At 72.5% G+C, this 20,708-nt stretch carries 19 protein-coding genes and 1 pseudogene; 8 read left to right on the forward strand and 12 right to left on the reverse strand.

Features of this window, described 5'->3' with window-relative positions; all coding sequences use genetic code 11:
• Positions 1-10: 10 nt before the first annotated feature.
• The gene (locus ACH4KB_RS22280; protein ID WP_398067624.1) at positions 11-955 is read right to left on the reverse strand and encodes a ScbA/BarX family gamma-butyrolactone biosynthesis protein; all 945 of its coding nucleotides are present in this window, start codon (positions 953-955) and stop codon (positions 11-13) included.
• A 320-nt stretch (positions 956-1,275) separates the two neighbouring features.
• Positions 1,276-1,887, reverse strand: coding sequence for a LysE/ArgO family amino acid transporter (locus tag ACH4KB_RS22285; RefSeq protein WP_398067625.1), 612 nt, complete (start codon positions 1,885-1,887; stop codon positions 1,276-1,278).
• Between the two features lie 66 nt (positions 1,888-1,953).
• On the opposite strand from ACH4KB_RS22285, the gene ACH4KB_RS22290 reads away from it, so the two are divergent.
• The 4 genes from ACH4KB_RS22290 to ACH4KB_RS22305 all read left to right on the forward strand — a co-directional run bounded on the left by ACH4KB_RS22290 (position 1,954) and on the right by ACH4KB_RS22305 (position 5,996).
• Positions 1,954-2,874, forward strand: coding sequence for a LysR family transcriptional regulator ArgP (locus ACH4KB_RS22290; protein ID WP_398067626.1), 921 nt, complete (start codon positions 1,954-1,956; stop codon positions 2,872-2,874).
• A gap of 222 nt (positions 2,875-3,096) precedes the next feature.
• Positions 3,097-3,771: a response regulator transcription factor gene (locus tag ACH4KB_RS22295; RefSeq protein WP_398067627.1), complete on the forward strand. Its 675-nt coding sequence runs from the start codon at positions 3,097-3,099 to the stop codon at positions 3,769-3,771.
• A complete protein-coding gene (locus ACH4KB_RS22300) occupies positions 3,771-5,096 on the forward strand; it encodes a sensor histidine kinase (protein WP_398067628.1) in 1,326 nt (441 codons plus the stop codon). Before ACH4KB_RS22295 ends, ACH4KB_RS22300 begins: the two co-directional genes overlap by 1 nt.
• Before the next feature lie 51 nt (positions 5,097-5,147).
• On the forward strand, positions 5,148-5,996 hold the full coding sequence (locus tag ACH4KB_RS22305; protein ID WP_398067629.1) for an endo alpha-1,4 polygalactosaminidase: 849 nt from the start codon (positions 5,148-5,150) through the stop codon (positions 5,994-5,996).
• A gap of 25 nt (positions 5,997-6,021) precedes the next feature.
• Here the strand turns inward: ACH4KB_RS22305 and ACH4KB_RS22310 are convergent, their stop codons facing one another.
• Entirely contained in the window at positions 6,022-6,819 is a 798-nt protein-coding gene (locus ACH4KB_RS22310; RefSeq protein ID WP_398067630.1) for a VOC family protein, read from the reverse strand.
• A 250-nt stretch (positions 6,820-7,069) separates the two neighbouring features.
• On the opposite strand from ACH4KB_RS22310, the gene ACH4KB_RS22315 reads away from it, so the two are divergent.
• Positions 7,070-7,654 (forward strand): DinB family protein, encoded by a 585-nt coding sequence (locus tag ACH4KB_RS22315; RefSeq protein ID WP_398067631.1) that lies wholly within the window; start codon positions 7,070-7,072, stop codon positions 7,652-7,654.
• Positions 7,655-7,681: 27 nt separating this feature from the next.
• On the opposite strand, the gene ACH4KB_RS22320 is transcribed toward ACH4KB_RS22315, so the two are convergent.
• From ACH4KB_RS22320 to ACH4KB_RS22360, 9 genes and pseudogenes are all read right to left on the reverse strand, one after another.
• Complete coding sequence (locus ACH4KB_RS22320) at positions 7,682-8,347, reverse strand: lysophospholipid acyltransferase family protein (protein ID WP_398067632.1); 666 nt, start codon at positions 8,345-8,347, stop codon at positions 7,682-7,684.
• Positions 8,348-8,549: 202 nt separating this feature from the next.
• Complete coding sequence (locus ACH4KB_RS22325) at positions 8,550-10,151, reverse strand: glycoside hydrolase family 13 protein (protein WP_398067633.1); 1,602 nt, start codon at positions 10,149-10,151, stop codon at positions 8,550-8,552.
• A 161-nt stretch (positions 10,152-10,312) separates the two neighbouring features.
• Positions 10,313-11,266: a carbohydrate ABC transporter permease gene (locus ACH4KB_RS22330; protein ID WP_398067634.1), complete on the reverse strand. Its 954-nt coding sequence runs from the start codon at positions 11,264-11,266 to the stop codon at positions 10,313-10,315.
• A 17-nt stretch (positions 11,267-11,283) separates the two neighbouring features.
• Positions 11,284-12,252 (reverse strand): carbohydrate ABC transporter permease, encoded by a 969-nt coding sequence (locus tag ACH4KB_RS22335; RefSeq protein WP_398067635.1) that lies wholly within the window; start codon positions 12,250-12,252, stop codon positions 11,284-11,286.
• A gap of 7 nt (positions 12,253-12,259) precedes the next feature.
• Entirely contained in the window at positions 12,260-13,612 is a 1,353-nt protein-coding gene (locus tag ACH4KB_RS22340; RefSeq protein ID WP_398067636.1) for an ABC transporter substrate-binding protein, read from the reverse strand.
• Between the two features lie 764 nt (positions 13,613-14,376).
• Positions 14,377-14,538, reverse strand: a complete 162-nt coding sequence (locus ACH4KB_RS22345; protein WP_018956403.1) for a hypothetical protein — start codon at positions 14,536-14,538, stop codon at positions 14,377-14,379.
• A 170-nt stretch (positions 14,539-14,708) separates the two neighbouring features.
• Positions 14,709-15,246: pseudogene (locus tag ACH4KB_RS22350) on the reverse strand (DUF6630 family protein).
• 177 nt (positions 15,247-15,423) lie between these two features.
• Entirely contained in the window at positions 15,424-15,639 is a 216-nt protein-coding gene (locus tag ACH4KB_RS22355; RefSeq protein ID WP_398067637.1) for a hypothetical protein, read from the reverse strand.
• Positions 15,636-16,346 (reverse strand): alpha/beta fold hydrolase, encoded by a 711-nt coding sequence (locus ACH4KB_RS22360; protein WP_398067638.1) that lies wholly within the window; start codon positions 16,344-16,346, stop codon positions 15,636-15,638. The genes ACH4KB_RS22355 and ACH4KB_RS22360 overlap by 4 nt, the downstream gene beginning before the upstream one ends.
• Positions 16,347-16,593: 247 nt before the next feature.
• Between ACH4KB_RS22360 and ACH4KB_RS22365 the strand changes: the two genes are divergently transcribed.
• From ACH4KB_RS22365 to ACH4KB_RS22375, 3 genes are all read left to right on the forward strand, one after another.
• Entirely contained in the window at positions 16,594-18,627 is a 2,034-nt protein-coding gene (locus ACH4KB_RS22365; protein WP_398067863.1) for an ATP-binding protein, read from the forward strand.
• A gap of 87 nt (positions 18,628-18,714) precedes the next feature.
• Positions 18,715-19,218, forward strand: a complete 504-nt coding sequence (locus ACH4KB_RS22370; protein WP_398067639.1) for a GNAT family N-acetyltransferase — start codon at positions 18,715-18,717, stop codon at positions 19,216-19,218.
• 125 nt (positions 19,219-19,343) lie between these two features.
• Positions 19,344-20,645 (forward strand): serine hydrolase domain-containing protein, encoded by a 1,302-nt coding sequence (locus ACH4KB_RS22375; RefSeq protein ID WP_398067640.1) that lies wholly within the window; start codon positions 19,344-19,346, stop codon positions 20,643-20,645.
• Positions 20,646-20,708: the final 63 nt, after the last annotated feature.

The following is a 20,708-nucleotide window of genomic DNA, read 5'->3' on the forward strand; positions in this document are numbered from 1 at the left end:
GAGCAACCTCTCAGCCGTCGGCCCGGGGGCCGGACAGGACCGTGGAGAAGACCGTCTTGTCGTCCTGACGCCCTGTCACCTGGACCGTCACCGTATCCTCGTCCTCTCCCGGCAGGACCACCGCCCCTATCCAGCACGGGCTGCCGAACTCGGAGTACCGGTGGAACCGGGTGCTCGCCTCGACCGGAACGATTCCGGCGGGCCCTGCCACCAGGCACGCCGCCTGGCGGGCCGCCTCCAGCAGCAACATGCCCGGAACGTGGTCATTGGGGCGCTGGAAGAGGGTGGGGTGCCGGGTGTCCACGCGCAGTTCCCAGACTCCGTCCCGCTCCGTCCCCGAGAGCACCACGTCCTCGACGCGGGCACGGCCCGCGAGGACGGCCGGAACCGGCACGGTCTCCGGTATGGATATTCCCTCGGCCGGGGCGTCGCCTCGTATCCGCCTGTACGCCTGGGGGGTGCTGAACCGGGTCGCCCCCATCCCCGTCGCGGCGAGCTGACCGTCCCGGTGCACCGCCCAGCCGACCCGCCCCTGCGCCGGGAGCCCGCTCCGCCACTTCAGGTCGGTGCAGAACACCTCCACGTCGACCTCGGTGGGCGCGCCCCCCACCGCCAGATGTTCCTGATGGCAGACGTAGTCCAGTTTCGTCATCAGGAACTGGTAGCCGAGCGGGATCCCGTACCCGGCGTGGAAGGCGAGCATGGCCGCCTGCCGCATCGCCTCCGCGACCAGCAGCGGATCGTGCCGGTCGTCACCCACCGGGGCGAAGAAGGGATGGTCGTGGGGAAGAACCGCCTTCACCGCGAACCGGTCGCGTCCCAGGCGTGCCCAGTTCCGCGGAAAGGCGTCCTCCGGCCTGGTCCGGTGCACCATGTCGATCCCCACGGGATGCACCACCTCGGCCTCCACGTCCATAGTCGGCACCGGATCGGTCAAGACTGCTGCTTCGGGCATAACTCCCCCCAGGGGTCATGTAGTGGCGAGCCGTTCCTGCGATGCGCGTACTGGTACGACAAGATACAGAATAGTCGGTTATTTTCTCCATGTCCGAACGAGGCTCCCCACCCCGCGGGCATCCGGGAAATGCATCCGCCGGGCCACGACGATTACCGGAATTCCCGAGGCGCCGACCGTACAAAAGGCCGTTCTCGCTCCCTTTTCCCGCATGGCACCGATCCTGTCGAAAGATGGCGATCATGGCATGGTACGCCGGGCGCGCGCCCTCGACCCTGGACGCGTGGAAGCGTCCAGGGTCGAGGGCGCACGGAAGGCGCTCAGGCGCTCAGCGCCAGCTTCGCGCCGAGGCCGATCATCGTCACGGCGACCAGGCCGTCCAGCACCCGCCACGCGGAGGGCCGCGCCAGGAGTCCGCTCAGCAGCCGGGCGCCGAACCCGAGCGCGGCGAACCAGCACACGCTGGCGAGGATCGCGCCGAGGCCGAAGGTCCAGCGCAACGGCCCTCGGTCGGCGGCGACGGACCCGAGCAGGAACACGGTGTCGAGGTACACGTGCGGGTTGAGCCAGGTCATCGCCAGGCAGGTCAGCACCACACCCCGGCGCGAGGCGGCCGGAGCGTCCCCCGCGTGCAGGGCCGACGGCCGCACGACCCGGCGCGCGGCGAGCAGACCGTAGCCGACCAGGAACACCCCGCCGAACAGCCCCACCACCGTCAGCGCCGACGGCCAGGCCACGACGAGAGCGCCGACGCCTGCGACCCCCAGCGCGATGAGCACCGCGTCCGACAGGGCGCAGATCGCGACCACCGCGAGCACGCCGTCTCGGCGGACGCCCTGGCGCAGCACCAGGGCGTTCTGGGCTCCGATGGCGACGATGAGCGAGAGGCCGGTGCCGAAACCGGCGGCTGCGGTGGTCAGAGCGTTCGTCATACGGCGACGCTACGGAGCGGGAAATCACCGTGTCCAGCTAAAGATTCTTACGTATCATTAGCAGTCATGATGTCCGAGCTTCCTCTCGATCAGGTGCGGACCCTGCTGGCGGTGGTCGACGAGGGCACCTTCGACTCGGCGGCGAACGCCCTCCGCCTGACGCCGTCGGCGGTCAGCCAGCGGGTGAAGGCGCTGGAGCAGCGCACGGGCCGGGTACTGCTGATGCGGACGAAGCCGGTTCGGCCCACCGAGTCCGGTGAGGTGGTGGTGCGCTTCGCCCGCCAGCTCGCCAGGCTGGAGCACGACGCGCAGGCGGCGCTCGGGATGTCCGGGCCGGGCGAGCCGACGCTCCTGCCGATCGCGGTGAACTCCGACTCGCTGGCGACCTGGTTCCTGCCAGCCCTGCGGCGCGTGCCGGAGGAGCTGGGACTCTGTTACGAGCTGCGCCGGGAGGACCAGGACCATACGGCCACCCTGCTGCGGGAGGGGCTGGCGATGGCCGCGGTGACTTCGTCGCCGGAGGCGGTGACGGGCTGCTCGGTGCGCCGGCTGGGCCGCATGCGGTATCTGCCGGTGGCCAGTCCCGGTTTCGCCGACCGGTGGCTGGGGCGGCGGGAGGACGCCGCGTTGGGCGAGCTGATCGGCGACGCCCCGGTGATCGCCTTCGACCGGCGCGACGATCTTCAGGACGCCTTCGTGCGCCGGCTCGGCCCCGGCCGCCGGCCGAGCGCCCGACGCCACCTGGTACCCACGTCGGAGGGGTTCGCCGACGCCGTGGCGTCGGGTATGGGCTGGGGCATGGTGCCCGAGGTCCAGGCGGAACCGTTGCTGAGCGAGGGCCGACTGGTGCTGCTCGCCCCGGACCACACCGTGGACGTCCCGCTGTACTGGCAGCAGTGGAAGCTCGAATCAGCTGCCCTGGCGGCCGTCGCCGAGGCGGTGGCGGCGGAGGCCGCCGAGGCACTCGACGGCGACTGGCCGGAGTGACCGGCGCTCCCGTCCGGCACCGGCGGCGCGGTCGGGCGACTTCGACCGGATCGGGCCGGGCGAGCCGGGTGCCGCCCCGGTTGCCGGGCGCGGGGCCCCGCGCCCGGCACTCTCCGGACCGGGGAGCTTCACCGGCCTGACGGGGCGACTCGGTTCGGGTGCGCGGGACGCCTTAGGATGGCGGGTCTCTCCCCCCGGACAAGACTCGGAGGCATCCTCACCGTGCGTGTGCTGCTGGTGGAGGACGACGACGACCTGCGGGACGTGATCGCGGCCGGGCTGCGGGACGGCGGCTTCGCCGTGGACTGCGCGTCGGACTGGCCGGAGGCGGACGTACTGCTGCACATGACCGCGTACGACTGTGTGGTGCTGGACCGGATGGTGCCCTCCGGCGACACCCTCGCGCCGCTGGAGAGCAGGCGCCGGGCCGGCTGGTCGGTGCCCGTGCTGTGTCTCACCGCCCTGGACTCGCTGCACGAGCGGCTGCGGGGGCTGGAGAGCGGGGCGGACGACTATCTGGCCAAGCCGTTCTCCCTGCGCGAGCTCGTCCTGCGCGTCCGGGGCCTGAGCCGGCGGGCGTCGGCCCGGCTCCCCTCCTTCCTGAGCTGTGCGGACGTGGTCATGGACGTGGCACGGCACGAGGTGCGGCGCGATGGTGTGCTGCTGTCGCTGAGCCCGAAGGAGTACGCCGTGCTCCAGCAGCTCCTCGTCCACCGGGACGCCGTCGTCACCCGTGCCGGACTGCTGGAGCACTGCTGGGACGAGATGGCCGACCCGGTCTCCAACGTGGTCGACGCGGTGGTCGCGGGGCTGCGGCGCAAGCTCGGCTCCCCCGGCCTGGTGCGCACCGTACGGGGGCAGGGGTTCCTGTTGTCGGCGGAGCCGGGGCCGTCCTGATGGCGCGGCCCGTACGGCGGCGCGGCTCGCCGGCCCGGAGGCGGCTGCACCGGCTGCGGCTGCGGCTGACCGCCGCGTACACCCTGATCACCGTCGTCGGGCTGGCCTGCCTGTCCTGGCTGGTGATCCGTACCGACGACCGGGCGCGGCTGGACGCCGAGTACGACGAGATGCGCCGCCGGGCTTCCGTCGCGGCCTCGCTCGTCTACTACGAGGACGACCGGATCCGGCTGGACGGGCTCGCGGACGACGAGGCGACCTCGGGAACCCCACAGGTCCTGGTGGTGGAGGGCCGCCCCGGCGGTGCGTCGGTCACCGTGTTCCGGGGGCGTACCGCGCAGTTCACCGTGGCGGACGGGACGATTCGGGCGGTGACCCGTTCGGCGATGGACGAGGAAGGGCCGGTACGGGCCGAGGCGCGCGACCGTGCGGGAGAGCCCGTCCGTCTGCTGGCCGTGCCCTTCTACCACGACGCCACCGACGAGGTGGCGGGGGCAGCCGTCGCGGTCGGCGATCCGGAGCGTGGGGCGGCCGAGCACCGCAGTCTGGTCCTCTCGCTCGTCGTCGGGGCCGGTGCGCTGACGGCGCTGGCCGCGCTGACCGGACATGTCCTCTCCGGGCGGAGCACGCGGCCGGCCTGGGAGGCGCTGGAGCAGCAGGAACGGCTGCTGGCCGACGCGGCGCACGAGTTGCGGACCCCGGTCGCGGTGATGCGCGGATCGGTGGAGGTGGCCGCCGGGGCCCCGGGCGGGCTGGAGGCGCAGCTGCCCCGGATCCGGCGGGCGGCGGACCGGATGGCCGATGTCGTGGAGAACCTGCTGGCCCGGGGGCGGCTGGAGGCCGCCGTGGACGTCGTACGGGCAGAGCCGCTGCGCCTGGACCAGCTCGTCGAGGAGGTGTGCGCGGAGTTGCCGGAGGGCGGGCACTGGCTGGAGTCACGGCTGGAGGAGTCGGTGGTGGAGGCGGACGCCGCACTGGTGCGGGTCGCTGTGCGGAACCTGCTGGACAACGCCGTGCGGCACGGCCGGGCCCCCGGCGCGCCGGGCGGGGCCGGTCTGCTGGTGACCGTGCGCGGACCGGAGGTGCGGGTCGCCGACCGGGGCCCGGGAGTGGCCCCGGCCCGGCTGCCGGAGCTGATGGAACGGTTCAGCTCGCCGGGCGGGGGCACGGGGATCGGCCTCTCGCTGGTACGGCGGATCGCGGAGGCCCACCGGGGGTCGCTGACCGTCCGGGCGCGCCCCGGCGGCGGCGCGGAGTTCGTCCTGCGTCTCGCGCCCGCCCGGTCGCGGCGTGGCCTCGGGCGGGTGCTCACGATTCGCTCATGATCGGCCGTCCATGATGGGGGCAGTTCCGAAGCCCACGTCCAGGAGTCACGTATGTTCCAGCACGCCGTCCGTCCGCTCCTCCGCCGCCGAAGCACGCTCGCCGGTCTGGCCGGTGGTGTCGCGATCGCGACGGGAGCGGGACTGCTGCTGTCCCACGCCTTCGCCTCGGGGTCAGCGCCCGAGGTCGTGCCGCCCGGGGCCGACGTGGCCTTCGACTACCAGATCGGCGGCGCGTACACCCCGCCCGCCGGGGTCGGGGCGGTCTCCCGCGACCGTGGCGACGAGCCGGCCGAGGGCCTGTACAACGTCTGTTACGTGAACGCCTTCCAGAGCCAGCCCGACGCGCTGGACCGGTGGGAGAAGGACAACCCCGATCTGCTGCTGCGCGACGGCGACGGCGACCTGGTCAATGACGAGGAGTGGGGCGAGGCGCTGCTCGACACCTCGACCGCGGACAAGCGCACCCGGCTGGCGGACATCGTCGGGGGCTGGGTCGACGGCTGTGCGAAGTCCGGTTTCCAGGCGGTGGAGCCGGACAACCTGGACTCCTACGAGCGATCGAAGGGCCTGCTGACCCCGGCGCACAACGCGGCGTTCGCGAAGCTCCTGGCCGACCGGGCGCACGCCGCCGGGCTGGCGATCGGCCAGAAGAACACCACCGATCTGCTGGAGCGGCGGGGGACGATCGGGTTCGACTTCGCGGTCGCCGAGGAGTGCGGCCGGTACGACGAGTGCGACGCCTACGCCTCCGCGTACGGCGACAGGGTGTTCGTCATCGAGTACGCCGACGACGACTACGTGAAGGCGTGTTCGTCCGTGGGGGCGAAGGTCTCGGTGGTGCGCCGGGATCTCGACGTCCGGCCGGCCGGCCGGCCGGGGTACGTGTTCCGCACCTGCTGACGGGCGCTCCGGGGAACGAGCGGGATCAGGGGGCGTCCGGCGGGTGGGCGCAGACGGTGAAGATGCCACCGTCGGGGTCCCTGATCACCGCTTCGGTTCCGTCGGCGGGCGAGTCCACCAGCGGTCCCGCCGTACCGCCGGCCGCGCGGGCCGCCTCGGTGGCCGCTTCCGGGTCCGCGACCGGGAAACGGACGTGCCAGCGCGGGCGCAGCCGGGGGTCGGGGGACGAGGCGTCGCCGCCTCCGCGCAGGGTGGCCACGGTGCGGCCGCCCTGCCGTACGACGACCGCGTCCTGTTCGTACGCGTAGCCGACCTCGCAGCCGCCGGGTTCCTCGGAGGCCCAGCCGAACACCTCGGCATAGAAGATCGCGCTGTCGAAGGCGTGGCTCGTCCGCAGTTCGATGGAGGCGGGCGGATTGTCGCGGCCGAACGACCAGGGTGGGGTCCGGCCCTCCCAGAAGCCGAATCCGGCCCCTTCCCGGTCGGCGGCCACGGCCCCCCGTCCGGGGCCCAGCCGGATCGGGCCGACGGCGATGGTGCCGCCCCGTTCCCGGATCCGGGCCGCTGTGGCGTCCGCGTCATCGACGGCGAAGTACGGGGTCCAGGAGACGGCGGTGGGCAGACCGGGGGCGATCCGGGCGATCCCCGCGACCGGCAGGGCGTCGAGGTGGGCGACGGTGAAGCCCTCGCCGAGGGTGCCGGAGCGGAAGGTCCACCCGAGGACGGTCCCGTAGAAGTCCTGGGTGGCCCGCACGTCCGGGGTCATGAGACTGACCCAGCACGGAACCCCGTGCACCGGGGTGCTCTGCTCTGCCGCGGTCATCGGGATCGTCTCCTCGTCCCCGGTGGTAGCCGCCGGACGCGGACGCCGGTCCGGCGGGTGAGCCTGCTGGTCACCGGGTGTCGCAGGCCGGTGCGCTCCGTGGCGTCGGGCGGTCCTGGAACGGCACGCCTCCATACCTACGCCGCCGGGGTCGCCGCCGCCACCCGGGCCGCTTCCCGGAACGGTGCGGGCGCATGCCCCGTCCGCTCCGGGCGGGGATCGTGTCAGTGCCCGGTGGCAGACTGCCCACATGACCGAATCGCGGCCGAAGGCTGACCTCCAGCATTATCTGCAGTCCGCTCGCGACGCCCTGCTCTGGAAGCTCGAAGGGCTCTCCGAGTACGACGTCCGGCGTCCTCTGACGCCGACCGGCACCAATCTCCTCGGGCTGGTCAAGCACGCCGCCGGGGTGGAGCTGGGCTACTTCGGCGAGACGTTCGGTCGGCCGTTCGGCGAGACACCGCCCGCCTTCGGGGACGATGCCGAGGCGAACCAGGACATGTGGGCGGGGGCCGACGAGTCGCGCGAGGACGTCCTCGCCCTCTACCGCCGGGTGGCGGAGCACGCGGACGCCACGATCGCCGGACTGCCGCTCGACGCGGTCGGGCACGTCCGGTGGTGGCCCGGCGAGCGGAGCCGCGTGACGCTGCACCAGATACTGATCCATGTGATCGCCGACCTCCAGCGGCACGCCGGCCACGCCGACATCGTCCGGGAGCTCGTCGACGGGACGGTCGGACTGCGGTCCGGCACCGACAACATGCCGCCGGGCGACCGCGCCTGGTGGGAGGAGTACCGGCAGCGTCTGGAGCAGGTGGCGCGGGAGGCCGGGTAGCCGCTCCTCCCCCGGTTTCGTCGCCGTTCAGCGTCCGGCGAGCGCCGCGGGTTCGCCGAGGTGGTGCGCGGCGGTCCGCCAGGCCGCGGTGACGGCTTCGCGGGCCGTGGCGGTCGCCGCCTCGACATCCGGCGGGAGACGCAGCGGGGCGCCGACGTGGACGTGGAGCCGGGGGCGGCGGGCCGGAGCGGTGAGGAGCCCGGAGATCTGCTTGACGCACGAACCCGACGTCACCCGGCGGGCTCCTGCCTGGCCGAGCGGGACGACGGGCGCGCCGGACGCGTGCGCGAGACGGGCCAGGCCGCTGCGGAAGCTCTCCGGCGGAGCCTCCGCCGCGTCCGTGCGGCAGGGCAGCCGTCCCTCGCCGTAGATGAGCAGCTGACGGCCGTCCCTGAGCGCGACGGCCGCCGCGTCGAGGGCGGCCGCGGCCCGGTCGGTGTTCCGGTGCACGGGCACGTGGCCGCCGCGTTCCAGGAGGCGGCCGAGGACCGGTATGCGCCACAGCCCCGCGGTGGCCATGACGACGGGTTCGACGCCGAGGCGCAGCAGTGCGGCGAGGACGATGCCCGGGTCGGCCAGGGAGGTGTGGTTGGCGACGATGATGCTGCCGGCGGCCGGGGCCGTGGCGTGGTCGGACGTGACGGTGAGTCGTCCGAGCGAGGGGACGACGGCGGCGGCGACGCGGCTGAGCACGGTTCTCCCGGGGTTCGGCGGGCGGGGCCGCCGTGGTGACGGCGGTGCGGGGTCCGCCTCTCCCGGCTTCGCCCGCCACATCCTCATCGTCGTGGCGGCCGGGGCGTGGGGCCTGAGTGCGGGTACTCAGGCCCCTGGTCGATCGCCCCCGGATCGGGGCGTCCTGGGTTGCCGGGACGCCCCGGGCCGTGTGCGTACCGCTTCAGAGGGCCAGCCACACCGCCGTGTCCCGGGGCAGCCGGCCTTCGGCGTCCAGGGGGCCGCTGGTGAGGAGGACCTCGGTGTGGGCGGGGAGCCGGGCGGGTTCCTCGGCGAGGTTGACGGCGCAGACCAGGCCCTCACCGCGGGCGAACATCAGGAGGCCGGGTTCCTCGTTCAGCCAGCGCAGCGGTTCGGTGTGCAGCACAGTCAGGGTGCGCCGCAGCCGCAGGGCCTCGCGGTAGAGGGCCAGCATGGAGTGGGGGTCCTGTGCCTGGAGGTCGGCCGCGCGGCCCGCCCAGTCGGCGGGGAGCGGGAGCCAGGGTTCCACGGTGGAACCGAAGCCGGCGAAGGGTTCGCCGGCCGCCCAGGGCATCGGGGTGCGGCAGCCGTCGCGGCCGGGGGCCCGGCCCTGGGAGCGGAAGTACATGGGGTCCTGGATGCGGTCCAGCGGTACGTCGGCCTCGGGCAGGCCCAGTTCCTCGCCCTGGTAGAGGTAGACGGAGCCGGGCAGGGCGAGCGAGAGGAGGACGGCGGCGCGGGCGCGGCGGGTGCCCAGCTCCAGGTCGCTGGGGACGCCGAACGCCTTGGCCGTGAAGGCGAAGCCGGTGTCCTCGCGACCGTAGCGGGTGACGGTGCGGGTGATGTCGTGGTTGCAGAGGACCCAGGTGGCGGGGGCTCCGACGGGGGCGTGTTCGGCGAGGGTCTCGTCGATGGCGCGGCGCAGCGGTGCGCCGTCCCAGGGGCAGCTGAGGAAAGTGAAGTTGAAGGCGGTGTGCAGTTCGTCGGGGCGGAGGTAGCGGGCGAAGCGCTCGGAGTCGGGCAGCCACACCTCGCCGACGAAGATGCCGCCGAACGCGTCGGCGATGGCCCGCCAGCCCCGGTAGATGTCGTGCAGTTCGTCCCGGTCGATGTACGGGTGGGGTCCCGGGTGCCCGTCGAGGTCCGGGAGCGCCGGGTCCTTGGCGACGAGGGCGGCGGAGTCGATGCGCACCCCGGCGACACCGCGTTCGAACCAGAAGCGCAGGACGTCCTCGTGCTCCCGGCGTACGGCCGGGTGCGCCCAGTTGAGGTCGGGCTGCTCGGTGGCGAAGAGGTGGAGGTACCACTCGCCGTCCTCGACCCGGGTCCAGGGCACCCCGCCGAACTCGCTCTCCCAGTCGTTGGGGGGCAGCTCGCCGTGTTCGCCGCGGCCGGGCCGGAAGTGGAAGAGTTCGCGCTCCGCGCTGCCGGGGCCCGCCGCCAGGGCTGCCCTGAACCAGACGTGCTGGTCGGAGACGTGGTTGGGAACGATGTCGATGATGGTCCTGATCCCCGCCGCGCGGGCTTCGGCGATGAGCTTCTCGGCTTCCGCGAGGTCGCCGAAGGAGGGGTCGATGGCCCGGTAGTCGGCCACGTCGTACCCGCCGTCCGCCATCGGGGACAGATACCAGGGGGTGAACCACAGGGCGTCGACGCCGAGCTCGGCCAGGTAGGGCAGCCGGGAACGCACGCCCGTCAGATCGCCGGTGCCGTCGCCGTCGCCGTCGGCGAAGCTGCGGACGTAGACCTGGTAAATGACGGCCGAGCGCCACCAGTCGTCGGCGGCTAGCTGGCTGCCTTCCATAAGGCGGGTTCCTTTCGGGCGGGGCGCGGTAGCCGGCGGGTGTGGGCCGGTCCGCGCGACAGAGGGCGGGAGTTTCTGACGCCGCCGCCCCGGAGCGGGGCGGGAAGGCCGGGGGCGGCGGCGGGTCGGGGTGGGCGGCACAGGGTTGCCGCCCGGCGCGGTCAGCCTTTTGTGCTTCCGGCGCTGATTCCGGCGATGATGTGCCGCTGGAAGACCAGGAACATGAGGACCATCGGGATGCTCGCGATGACCATGGCCCCGATCAGCACGGTCAGCGGGACGTTCTGCGAGAGCTGCACCAGCGCCACGCTGATCGGCTGCTTGTCGGTGTCGGAGAAGACCATCAGGGGCCAGAGGAAGTCCTGCCACACGGCGACCAGCGCGAAGATCGACACGACACCGAGGACGGGTCTCGACAGGGGCAGGACGATGGACCACAGGGTGCGGAGCTTGCCCGCCCCGTCGATCTCGGCGGCTTCCAGGACATCGCGCGGGATCTGGTCGAAGAACCGTTTGAGCAGGTAGAGGTTGAAGGCGTTCGCGACGGCCGGCAGCCAGATGGCCAGCGGGTCGTTCAGCAGGTTGACGCCGATCAGCGGCATGTCCGCGATGGTGAGGTACTTCGGTACGACGAGGGCCTGCACGGGGACCATGAGGGTGGCGAGGATGCCACCGAGGATGATGTTGCCGAAGGCGGGCTTGAGCTTGGACAGGGCGTAGGCGGCGGCCGTGCAGAAGACGATCTGGAGCACCCAGGCGCCGGTCGCCTGGACGACCGTGTTCCACAGATGGGTCGGCAGCCGCATCAGGTCCCAGGCGTCGGTGTAGCCGCTCGTCCTCCACTGCTCGGGGACGAGGGTGGGCGGGGTGCGCACCACTTCCTCGGGCGGTTTCATCGCCCCCGTGACCATCCAGTACACGGGGAAGAGGAACGCGAACGCGAAGAGCAGGACGACGAGGGTGAACACCGACCAGTAGGCGGCCTTGCCGCGGCGTCCGGCGAGTGCCAGCGGCGAGATGACGGTACGTGTGGACCGCTCGGCCGGGGCGTCGCCGGACTTCCTGGCGCGGACGGTGGGCGGTTTCTGTACCGGGGGCGGAGCTGTCTGTGTCATGGCGGGCGACGCTCCTCTCAGTCGGTGCGCGTGAGTCGCAGGTACAGGGCGGAGAAGGCGCTCAGCACCAGCAGGAGCATCACGCTGAGGGCGGACGCGCCGCCGAAGTCGTTGTAGAGGAAGGCGTACTTGTAGATCAGGTAGAGCACGGTGACGGTGGAGTTCTCCGGTCCGCCGCCGGTGATGACGAACGGTTCGGTGAACACCTGCATCGTCGCGATGACCTGGAGGAGCATCAGCATCAGGATGATGAAGCGGGTCTGCGGGATCGTGACGTGCCGGACGCGCTGCCACACGGACGCGCCGTCCAGCTCGGCGGCCTCGTACAGCTCCCCGGGAATGCCCTGGAGGGCGGCGAGATAGATGAGGACGGTGCCGCCCATGTTGGCCCAGGTGGCGACGATCACGAGCGAGACGAGGGCGGTGTCGGCGCCGTTGGTCCAGTTCGACGTCGGCAGGTGGAGGAAGCCGAGCACCTCGTTGGCCAGGCCCGCGCCGGGATCGTAGAACCACTTCCAGAGCAGGGCGCTGACCACCGGCGGGATCATCACGGGGAGGTAGACGACGACCCGGAAGAAGGCTTTGGCGTGCCGCAGTTCGTTGAGGACGAGTGCCATGACGAACGGGATGGCGAACCCGATGACCAGGGCGAGCACGGTGAAGGTGAGGGTGTTGCGCCAGGCGGCGGCGAACTCCGGGTCCTGGAAGACGCGGGAGAAGTTCGCGGTGCCGACCCATTCGGGGTCGGAGCCGGGGGTGTACTTCTGGAACGCGATGATCACCGACCGGACGGCCGGGTACCAGGAGAACAGGACGAAGCAGAGCAGGCCGCCGATCAGGAACCCGTAGGCGGTGGCCTGGTCGGCGATCTTCCTGCGCAGCGGGCCGAGGGGCCCGCGGCCCGCCCTGCTCGCGTCTCCCGGGGGAGGCGTCGTGCCGGCGGACCGCGGCCTCACGGGCGGTGCGGGTCGGGACGTGGTCTTCATGGCTCTCTCAGCCCCGGGCCAGGATTCCGTCGATCTTGGACTGGGCGTCCTTCAGCAGGGCGTCGATGTCCGCGTCCTTCTTCGTCAGGACCGCCGAGACGGCCCCGTCGAGGACCGCGTAGATCTGCTGGCCGTGCTTGGGCTCCAGTTTCATGTCGAGCTGCTGGCCGCCGTCGATGAAGGCCCGGTAGTTCTCGACCGGGACGTTGGCGGACGCCTTCTTCAGCTCCTGGTCCTTGGCGTCGGTCGCACCGGTGAACAGGCGCGGCTCGGGCAGACCGACCGGGGACTTGTCCTCGGCGGCGCGGGCGTAGTTGTTCATGTAGCCCTGGCCCGGGGTGAGGAAGGTCCACTCCAGCCACTTGAGGCCGGCCTTGATCTGCTCCGGGGTGGCCTTCTTGTTGAACATGTAGCCGTCGCCGCCCATGAGGGTGCCCTTGCCGCCGGGCATCGGGGCGAAGGCGAGGTCCTCGTACTTGCCGCCGGCCTCCTTGACGATGCGCGGGACGTTGTCGGGGGCGGCCAGGTACATGCCGAGCTTGCCGGAGCCCATCATCTGGAGGGTGTCGTTGATGATGAGCAGCTGCTTGGCGCCCATGGAGTTGTCGCGCCAGCGCATGTCCTTGAGGTTCTGCAGGACGGCCTTGCCCTCGGGGGTGTCGACCGTGGCCTTCTTGCCGTCGTCGCTGACGACCGCGCCGCCCTGGGAGTAGATCGAGGCGGTGAAGTGCCAGCCGCCCTGGTTCTGGGCGCTGTACTCGGCGAAGCCGACGGTGCCGTCACCGAGGGCGGCGATCTTCTTGGCCGCCGCCTGGACTTCTTCCCACGTGGCCGGCGGCCTGTCCGGGTCGAGACCCGCCTCGACGAAGAGCGGCTTGCTGTAGAGCAGTCCCATGGAGTAGTTCGTGCGCGGGATGCCGTAGATCTTGCCGTCGACGGTGTAGGCGTCGCGCAGGGGCTGGGCTATGTCCTTGTACGCCTTGAGGTCCTTGACGTACTCGGTGATGTCCGCGGCCTGGTTGATGGAGACGACGCGCTCGGTGTCGGTGAAGTACGTGTAGAAGACGTCTTCCATCTGGCCGCCGGCCAGCTTCGCGTCGAAGGTCTTGGGGTCCTGGCAGGGGAAGGCGTCGTGCGCGGTGACGTCGATGTCGGGGTTCTGCTTCTCGAACGTCCTGACGTCCTCGTCGAACCGCTTGTGGTCGATCTTCGCACTCGGCTGGGGCCAGCAGTTGACCGTGATACGCGTCTTGCCGTCGGCGGCACCCTCGCTCTCGGAATTGCAGGCGGCCAGACCGGAGATGGTCAGTGCGGTGGCGACGGCGGCGACGCAGGTACGACGAAGAACAGAACTTCTCATCGGTGGACCCCTCTAGGGCACGAGTGCGGGAAGCCCACAGCCCCGAGCTGTGCGGCGAGCCACACTCAACCACCGCCGACGAATGTCCGCAAGATGTCACGTTGATTTCGTAAATCTTTGACAGCCCGTGCCCACTACAGGCCCCGCCGACGGACGAAACCGTGGAGACCATGGAGGCGGAACCCCGTCCGAGCGGGCCGCCCGTGGGCCGCGAGCGCCGTGCGGGACCGGGGCAGGACCGGCCGACTCCCCCACGGAGGCGGACGGGCGGCGGGAGCCCGAGGCATGGGGGCGCGGCAGTCTCCGACGGGTGACGTACCGCGGGCGCGCGAGGCCCGCAAGAGATGCCCACGAGCGCGGGGGCATCGACCGCGGGCCGTGGGTCACCACGGGAAACGGGCGAGAAACGGCCCGGTGGGCGCGGGCCCGGCCGGCGACGGGCGCGGTGTCGGTCCTGCTGCCCCGTCGCGCCGCGGCGGCCGGCTGGGAGCGCTCTCCACGCGCTTGCGTGGACCGCTCACCGAAGCGCGGCCGCCGGGCGGTCGCGACGGGTGACCGGGGGCCGCGGTGGCATCGGGCGCGATGTCGACGCCCGGCCTACCGCAGCCTCACCCGCTTTCACTGACGACGGCTGATTCAGCAAACCATCGCGTCACGAACGCAAGAATATGGCAATAGTTGCAGGACGTTTATCGTCCTGTGATGGACATGGCCGCCGCGAGGCGGCTGCGGACCGGGGTGCCGGCCTGCGGACCCGGCGGCGCTCAGCGTGCCGCGGCGGCCGTCCGCACCGTGCCGAAGTCGATGGCGCGGTCGGCCTCGCGCAGGACCTCCTCGGCCACTCTGCGTACTTCGGCGGGCACATCCCCGTGCTCCTCCACGAGGCCGGCGTAGATCGGTGCTTCGGTGCTGTCTGCGGAACTCATACGATTTTTTTCCCGGTGGTCTGGTGCGAAAAGCCTCTGCCGGTCGGCGGAGGCGGGGGCGAGTGTACGTGGTGGGCGGCGACGGCCGCGATTCCATTCCGGCGCGCGGACCCTGCCGCACCTGCTGGAACAGCGCCCCGCGCCGCCCCCGGGGCGCGGGCGGAGCCTTGTCACCGCCTGCGACGGTCGGCGCCGAGGTGCTGCACGGGGAAGCCCGCGCGGGCGGCGAGCGCGGTCAGCTCGTCGGCACCGGCCGCCCGCAGGCCCACCACCGGATAGCAGTCGGACTCGATGTCGAGGACGGCCAGCGCCGCACCGACCCCGGTAACGGCGTCCGCAGGCGTGCAGGAACCGCTCGGTCGGCAGGAGCGCCTCCTCGCCCTCGAAAAGCACCCACGGATCCACGGAAGGCGTCGATTCCAGCTTGCGCAGCTGGGCCCGGATCTCTTGCGGGTCCTCCTTCCAGTCGAACTCCGCGAGCAGACCGTGTGCGTCGAGCGCGTCGACGAGCGCGATCCAGGCGAGGCCGTCCACCGGCTCGTCGATACCCCGCCCCTCCAGGCGGTCCCCGAAGGCGCGCACGTAGTCGTGCGGACTGCCGTGGGCGCGCAGCACCTCCTCCGCCACGGCGGGGCGCGCGGGGGCGAGCAGTGAGGCGATCTCGGCCAGGGCCGCGCGGACCGCGACGGCGTCGTGCGGGTGGGACATGTCGTGCACTCCTCAAAGGGCGGGTGAGAACGCCGGAAGGCGCGGGCCGGGGCCGGGAGGCGGGCGGGCCGGGGCCTGGAGGCGGGGCGCGGGCCGGGAGGCCGGGCCGGACGCCGGGGCGCAAGGCCGGGAGACGGGGCGCGGGCCGGGAGGCGGGGCGCAGGGCCGGGACGTGCTCTAGGCCGTCTCCGCCGAGGGCCGCCGTCGGGCCTCGGGCAGGGGCCGGTGGCCCTCGGTCCACTCGTTGACCCAGCCGCAGCCCGAACAGGCGTACCGCCCGTCGAGACCCGCGATCAGGGTGCCGCAACGTGCGCATCCGATGTAGGTGATCTCCGGGTGCTCCGTGGCCGCTTCGTCCGGGGAGCGCCGCTCCGGGCGGGGCGCGGCCGTCATCGTCGGGCGTCCGTTCCCGCGGCTTCCAGCAGGATGCGGGCGAGCTCGGCCGGCTGCGAGAACATCGGCCAGTGGCCGGTGTCCATCGTGACGAGCCGCCACCGCTCGCCCGTCAGCAGCTCGGCCACCTCGGGGCTCGGCTCGGGCCGGTCGAGCAGACACTTGATGTACGTCGCGGGCAGCAGGCCCAGGGGACGGGCCAGAACGGCGGGCTCGATGAGCGTGGCGCCGGGGTGAGGGGTCGAGCCGTCGAGGAACCGGGCGAGCTGTTCCTCGGTGAGGCCCTGGTCCGCGCAGTCGGCGGCGGCCGGCGGCGGCCAGCAGCCCCCGTGGGCGGCGATGGCGGCCTCGACGCCGGCCTGGCCGTCCGGCCGGCCGGAGACGAAGGATTCGCCGTCGGCCGGAACGTCGGAATCGACGAACACGACGCGGGCGAGCCGGTCGCCGATCCGCTCGGCGGCCTGCCCGACCGGAATGCCCGCGTAGCTGTGCCCGACCAGCACCACGTCGCGCAGGTCCGGACGCTCGACCGCGTCGACGATGTCCTGGACGTGGGTCTGCTGCCCGGCCGCCGCTTCCTGTCTGTCGGCGAGGCCGGAAAGGGTCAGCGGATGGACCCCGTGACCGGCCGCGCGCAGGCCGGGCTCCACGTCGCGCCACGCCCACGAGCCGAGCCAGGCCCCTGCCACCAGTACGAATTGCGTCATGCCAGCAACGTAGCGCAGGGGTACGACGGAGCCTCCCGGCCGCCGTTCCGCCGGCCGCCGTTCCGTCAGCCGTCGGCGCTCCGCTGTCTCCGCGGCACCGGAACGGGGCATCGGGACGGCGGCACACACCATCCCCCTTTCGCTCTAGGCCACTTACCGATCGACCAGGATGCATTGTCAGCCGTTTCTGACTGCTTTTCGCTATGAACGGAGGCGGTGGGCCGCGGCGAGGCAGGATGTCCCCGTGATGGGCAACCTCCCCGTCGTGACGACCAGCTTCGTCGGACGCGACAACGAACTGGTCAGCGTCGAACGGGCACTTCAAGAGCATCGGCTGGTCACGCTCACCGGCCCCGGCGGGGTCGGCAAGAGTCGGCTCGCCCTGCGCACCGCCGAGCGTGCCCGGGACCGCTACACCGACGGGGTCTGGTGGGCCGGCCTCTCCCATCTGCACGACGAGCAACTGCTCGCCACCACGGTCTGCGACGGCGTCGGGCTTCTGGACCACAGCCCCCGCCGGCCCGTGGCCGCGCTCGGTGAATGGCTGTCCGGTCGGCGGCTGCTCCTCGTTCTCGACTGCTGCGAGCGGATCGTCGGCCCCTGCGGGCGGCTCGTGACCGAACTGCTCGCCTCGGCACCGGGGCTGACGGTCCTGACCACCAGCAGGGAGCCGTTGGGCGCGGCGGACGAGAAGTGCGTCGAGGTGCCCCCGCTCTCCGCGGGCGACGACGGTAACGAGGCCGTCCGGCTCTTCCACGAGCGCGCGGCCGCCGTCACCCCGGCCCTCTCGCTCGACGCCCCCGGGAACGCGGCCGCCGTCGCCGAGATCTGCCGTCGGCTCGACGGCATACCGCTCGCCATCGAACTCGCCTGCGCCCAGCTCCGCGAGAGCAGCGCGCAGGAGATCACCGGACGGCTGGCCTCCCGTATGGAGGAGCTCACCGACGACACCGTCTGGCCCCGCCGCCACCGGGCCCTGCGCACCACCATCGGCTGGAGCCACGAGCTCTGCGCACCGCTGGAGCGGCTGTTGTGGGCGCGGCTCTCCGTATTCCGCGGCGTCATCACCACCCCGGACGCGGAGGCGGTGTGCGCGGGCGGGCCGCTGGACACCGGAGCCATCGCCCCGGCCCTGGAACGTCTGGCCGACCAGTCCGTGCTCCGGCGGACCGGGGACGGCTACCGCATGCTGGACACGCTGCGTGAGTACGGGGCGATGTGGCTAGCCGAACTGGCGGAGGACGCGCTCCTCGCGGACCGGCACGCCCGGCACTTCGCCCATGTCACCGTCCAGGCGTACGCGGGCTGGCTCGGGCCGTCTCAGGTCCTCTGGTACCACCGGATCGCCGACACCCACGCGGACCTGTGCGCGGCCCTGGACCATCTGCTGGCCGAGGACCCGGAGATGGCGATGGAGATGGCCGGGTGCGCGGGTCTCTTCTGGAGCTGCTGCGGCCATCTGCACCAGGCCCGTACGTATCTGGAGCGGGTGCTCGCCCTGCCGCTCACCGCCGGCCCTCACCGCACCCGGGCGCTGTGGGCCCTGGGCATCACGCTGACCCTTCAGGGCGACCACGAGGCGGCGCGCCGCACCGGCGAGGAGTGCCGGCACGCCGCACACCGCGACGGCGACCCGGAGGCGGTGCTGCTCGCAGCCCACTCCATGAGCTTCACGTACCTGATGATGGGTCAACCGCTCACCGCGTACGCCGTCAGCGACCGCGCGCTGAGCCACCACGACGGCGACCCCGCCGACGCCCCCTCCCAGCTGCGTTGCCGGGTGATACGGCTGTTCGCCCTGTCCGCGCTCGGCCGGCTCGACGAGGCGTACGAGGAGGCCATACGGCTCCAGCGGATCAGCCTGCGGTTCGGCGAGCACTGGGCACGAGCGTACGCCGACCACCAACTCGCCCTCATCCACCTGCTCCAGGGGCGCCCCCGTCATGCCGAGAGCCACGCGCGCGCGATGCTCGCGAGCAAGCACGAGCTCCACGACAGCCTCGGCATAGCGCTCGGCCTCGATCTGCTCGCCGGATCCATCGCCGCGCAGGGGAACGGAGTGGCCGCGGCCCGTGCCTCCGGTACCGGACACGCGTACTGGCGCATGATCGGCCACCCGCACCGGGGCACCCCGGAGCTCGGGGCGATCCGCGAGCAGTGGGAGCTCCGGGCCCGGCAGGTCGCGGGCGACTCGGCGTACGAGCGGGCCTACCGGCGCGCCTCGGCCGACGACGCCGAACGCGGCCTGGCCCACGCCCTGGAGCGCGGACGTCCCGGATAGCCGGAACCGCCCGGACGCCGGAGACCGGCTGCGGCTGCGGCAACTGGACACGGAACACCCCGGCGGGAGACCACTTAGCATCCCCGTATGACGTCCATCAACAGACTCCGTCCCGACCACGCGGAGGCTCTGCTCGCCTTCGAGCGGGAGAACCGGGCCTACTTCGCCGCGTCCATTCCCGACCGGGGCGACGACTACTTCGCCGCGTTCGCCGAACGGCACCGTGAGTTGCTCGCCGATCAGGACGCGGGGCTGCTCCACTTCCACGTCATCGAGGACGACGACGGCGGCGTCCTGGGCCGGATCAACCTCGTGGAGGTGCGGGAGGCTTCGGCCGAGCTGGGCTATCGCATAGCGGAGAAGGCCGCGGGGCGCGGGCTGGCCACCTGGGCGGTCCAGCAGATCTGCGTCCTGGCGGTCCGGGAGTACGGGCTCACCGCACTGCGCGCGGAGACGACGCTGGACAACACGGGATCGCGCGCGGTGCTGGCGCGCTCAGGGTTCGAGCCGCTGGAGGACGTCATGTTCGGCGACCGTCCCGGGCGGCGGTACGTCCTGGACCTGAGCGGGGGCGCGCCCCCGGCCCACTGAGCGGCACCGCTGAAGGAAGCGGGGGCCGGGAGCTGTCGGGTGGCCGGTGCGCTGCCCGGCGCCGGCGGTGTGGCGGGGATCGGCCGGATGGTCCACCTCGGGGGCAAGCCCCGCCCGGCCGCCCGATGCTGGGGCTCGCGGGAGCGGACGCCTCCGCTCCGCCCGACGCCCACCGCCTTCAGGAGGCCTCCGTGTCCGTACCTTCTCGTCCTGACGCCCCGCTCCCCCGCCCCCGTGGCCGGTCCCGGCGGCGAAGGGCCGTCGTCGCGGCCCTGGCGGCCGCATCGCTCGCCGGCCTGATGTCCGGGCCGGCCCACGCGAGCGGGGGCGGCGGCGACGGCCACGGGCCGGCCGACCCCGAGCTGCGGCGGCGGCTCCAGGCGCTCGTGGACACTCCGGGAGGGCCGCCCGGCGCCATCGCCGTCCTCACGGCGGGCGGCCGGAACGAGGTGTACCGGGCGGGTACGTCGCAGCTCGGCACCGGGCGTCCGCCCAGGACCGGCGACCACATGCGGATCGCCAGCACGGCGAAGGCGTTCAGCGGCTCGGTCGCCCTGCAGCTGGCCGAGCGGGGCGCGCTCGGCCTGGACGACACGCTCGGCCGACGGCTGCCCCGGCTCCCCGCCGCCTGGCACCGGGTGACACTCCGCCAGCTCCTCAACCACACCAGCGGGCTGCCCGACTACACCGAGGCCCCGGCCTTCATCGCCGAGCTGACCGCCGACCCACGCCGGCGCTTCGACTCGCGCCGCCTGCTGGACTACGTCGCCGGGGACCCGCTGCGGTTCGAGCCGGGCTCGGCCTACCACTACTCCAACTCGGACAACATCGCCGTGGCGCTGATGGCCGAGGCGGTCACGGGACAGCGGTACGAGGAGCTCCTCGCCGAGCTCGTGTACCGGCCGCTCGGCCTGCGCGACACCAGCCTCCCGCAGGGCTACCGGCTGCCCGAGCCCTATCTGCACGGCTACGCGGTGGATCCGTCGGAGGCTCCCGAGGACGTCAGCACGGTGCTCGGCGCGTCGGGCGTGTGGGCGTCGGGCGGCATCGTCTCCACACCCCGGGACCTGGGAGCCTTCATCCGCGGCTACGCCGGGGGGCTGGGCCTCGGCCCCGGGCTCCGCCGGCAGCAGCTGTCCTTCGTACAGGGCAGCTCCGAACCGGCCGGCCCCGGGCGCAACAGGGCCGGTCTCGCGGTGTTCTCGTACACGACGCGCTGCGGCACCGTGTACGGCCATACCGGCAACTTCCCCGGCTACACGCAGTTCGCCGCGGGGACCAAGGACGGCAAGCGCTCGCTGACCGTCTCCCTCGCCTCCCAGGTGAACAGCTCGACCAACCCCAGGCTGCTGGCCGGGCTCCGCGAGCTCCAGGAGGACTTCGTCTGCCGGCTGCTCGACCGCAGGAAGCCGGGAACCGCGCACTGACCGCGCCGCAGAGCACGGAAGGGGTACGCCGGGCGTCCGGCGTACCCCTTCGCGGGTCAGGCG

This window comes from Streptomyces sp. NPDC017520, assembly GCF_044329855.1.
Taxonomy (GTDB): domain Bacteria; phylum Actinomycetota; class Actinomycetes; order Streptomycetales; family Streptomycetaceae; genus Streptomyces.